We start from the raw sequence: 3,261 nt of genomic DNA on the forward strand, positions 1-3,261 counted from the left end.
GTCATGTCCTTTTTTCTTATAATCCCAAAAGGCTTCGATGGATTCAGCTTTTGGTGTAATCGCGAAGTTGTAGCTAGGAACCGGACTATGAGTCGCCCATTCCAGAGAACGCGCATCCCACGGATCTGAACCAATATTCCTTGGAGAATAACGAATGCTGTAATAGATGTTGTACACAATTAAGGCAAAACCTATCGCCATTCCAATCGCTCCGACGAACGAAAGCATATTGAGCGGCCCGAATCCAGTCGATTCCGAATAGGTGTACATACGACGTGCTTGGCCGTCCAACCCTGTAAAGAACATAGGGAAGAAGGTAACATTAAAGCTGATTGAAATAAACCAGAACGCCCATTTCCCGATCCGTTCATTGAGCATGAAGCCGAACATTTTGGGCCACCAGTAGGTGAGTCCGGCAATCATACCGAACACCACACCAGGAATAATGGTGTAATGGAAGTGAGCTACCAGGAACATCGTATTATGGTACTGATAATCTGCCGCTGACATAGCGAGCATAACCCCGGTAACCCCGCCGATCGTGAAGATCGGAATGAACCCTATGGTATAGAGCATAGGCACCGTAAACACGATTTTTCCCTTCCAAAGGGTGAACAACCAGTTAAAGATTTTGATCCCGGTCGGAACGGCAATGGCCATCGTGGTGATGGAGAAAATACTGTTCGTTAGTGCACCCTGACCCATTGTGAAGAAATGGTGCGTCCATACCAAGAAGGAAAGAAATGAGATGATCACCATGGACCATACCATCGATTTGTAACCATATAGGTTCCGGCGTGAAAAGGTTGAGATAATCTCACTGTATACACCGAATGCAGGCAAGATTAAGATATACACCTCTGGGTGACCCCAAACCCAGAACAGGTTCGCCCATAGCATATCCATGCCGCCATTCGTTGTGGAAAAGAAATGTGTTCCGAATAATCGATCCATGGTCATCATAATAAGCGCCACGGTTAATGTCGGAAATGCAAAGACGACGATTATGTTAGCGGTTAAGGCAGACCATGTGAACATGGGCATTTTCATTAATTTCATACCAGGCGCTCTCATTTTGAGAATGGTTACAATGAAGTTGATCCCGGATATTAATGTACCAATCCCAGATATCTGAAGGGCAAGCGCATAATAGTTGGTTCCTACAGATTCACTGAACTCATTGCCCGAGAGTGGGAAGTAAGCTGTCCAACCTGAATCCGGGGACCCCCCCACAACGAATGAGATATTGAGTAACATGGCGCCCATGAAGTACAACCAGAAGCTGAGTGCATTCAAGCGTGGGAACGCTACGTCACGTGCTCCGATCTGTAAGGGAACGACGAAGTTCATTAAGGCATAGATGAAGGGCATCGCCATAAAGATGATCATCACGAGCCCATGCGTTGAGAAAATTTCGTTGTAATGCTGGGCATCTAGTAACGTATTATCGGGTACGGCTGTTTGCGCACGCATCATCAAGGCATCTACTCCGCCACGGAATAGCATGATTAGAGCGGATATCAAATACATGATACCGATTCGTTTGTGGTCGACAGTCGTCAACCATTCCCGCCAAAGATAACCCCATTTCTTGAAATAAGTTAAGCCGGCGATGATCGCAATGACCGTAAGAGCAATGGCAACCATTGACGCATAAATGGCTGCACTTGGGTGCGGTACAGCAAATCGTTCAAAGAAGTCCATGCTTCAATGCCCCCCTTCATGAACATGTTTTGAATCAGAATTAGGTTTAGAACTAGGTTTAGGTTCAGTATCCGTAGYTGTGCTGCTTGACCCATGTTGATGTTCGGGTGGCGGCATAAAATCTAGATGAGTTCCTGTGAACGTTAACTGTCCAAGATGACCTGGTATCAATAACTCATTGAATTTGGCTTCCGTAAGAGGTTTGGCCGTTTGTTTAACTTCTTTCACCCATTCATCAAATTTAGCTTGAGGTATGGCTTTGACATTAAACGTATTCTCAGCGAACCCTTTCCCACTGAAGTTGGCATTACGCCCCATGTATTCACCTGGAGCATCAGCTGCCAAATGCAACGTGTTCACCATGTCAGACATGGCATACTTTTGTCCACCTAGCTGAGGAATCCAGAAGCTGGTGATCGGCCCGTAGGAATAAAGCTTAAATTCAAGAGGGCGATTGGTTGGAATGTATAAGTAGTTTACGGTTTCGATATTTTCTTCGGGATAACTAAAATGCCATTTCCAGTTCGATGATGAGGCGTACACAACTAATGGCTTCTGACCCTCGTACCCTTGAGGTGTGGCCTCAACAATATAGTTACTTCGAACAGAGACAATCGAAAGGAAAATGATGATAAGAACTGGAATTCCGACCACTATCGATTCCACAACCTTGCTGCCTTCGATATGAGGAGGTTCATAATCATCTGCTTGTTTGGATGCACGATATTTGATTAACATAAAAACTAAAATGATGAACACAATAATGACAATAGCCGACATTAACCCAATCGATAACATGATGTCGTCCGCTTGTCTTTGAGCCTGCGGTCCTTGTGGATCCAAGACCGCCAATTTCCCGCAGCCCGTTAGAGTGGTGACCATAGTAATCATGACTGCCAGTAAAGTCCATTTGAATTTCATTGGTGAGCTCCTTCCTCGGATCAATACTTTCAGCATAGTTGCGCCAAACTAATAAAACAATCGAGTTTGAACGATGTCACAAATTTATGTGATTTTTGTCACATAGTTGTTTCAAGTACGCCACGATTTGTTCAAGAAGTGGCATTTGGTAGGAAATCCATAACGAAAAGGGCTGCCTGATGCTGAGGGCAGCCCTTCGTTTTTATTATTTTATAAGTCTGCCGAGGAGATCCATCGGCGGCCTGGCTTCTTTAGTTTTTTATTATTTGGAACAAACATTCTATAACACAAGAATCCCATAACTTCCTCTAAATGCGCTTTAATGGACAACAGTTCACACAGCGGCTGTAATTCCATCGCGGAAGTTTTGGCTGTCCGGTCTAGAGTCGCGGATATATTTTCGCTGTGTTCAGCGTTATTTTCCCGATAAATGGGTTTTCTGATATGTACGATTGATCATGTAGGAAACAACTTTTCTGTGCGTATTTGGAACTTTTACACTTCCTTTTATTTCACAAAGACAGTGTTTTTTGTTCGTCAACCCCTATATTGAAATCGTTAGTATCCTTGCTGTATCAAGGGTTAAGAGCTGTTTTGTTTCTGTGAAAGTTGAGTTAAATAGCACTCTTTTAATAC

General features: G+C 44.0%; 2 protein-coding genes. Both read right to left on the reverse strand.

Annotated elements, in window-relative coordinates:
- Nucleotides 1–1,704: cytochrome aa3 quinol oxidase subunit I (qoxB, locus tag AC1DWB_RS32610; RefSeq protein WP_477545255.1), on the reverse strand; the 1,704-nt coding region annotated here is incomplete at its 3' end.
- Between the two features lie 3 nt (nucleotides 1,705–1,707).
- Nucleotides 1,708–2,625: a cytochrome aa3 quinol oxidase subunit II gene (gene qoxA, locus AC1DWB_RS32615; RefSeq protein ID WP_477545256.1), complete on the reverse strand. Its 918-nt coding sequence runs from the start codon at nucleotides 2,623–2,625 to the stop codon at nucleotides 1,708–1,710.
- Between the last annotated feature and the right edge of the window lie 636 nt (nucleotides 2,626–3,261).

Source organism: Paenibacillus sp. P4_E11, from assembly GCF_056401635.1.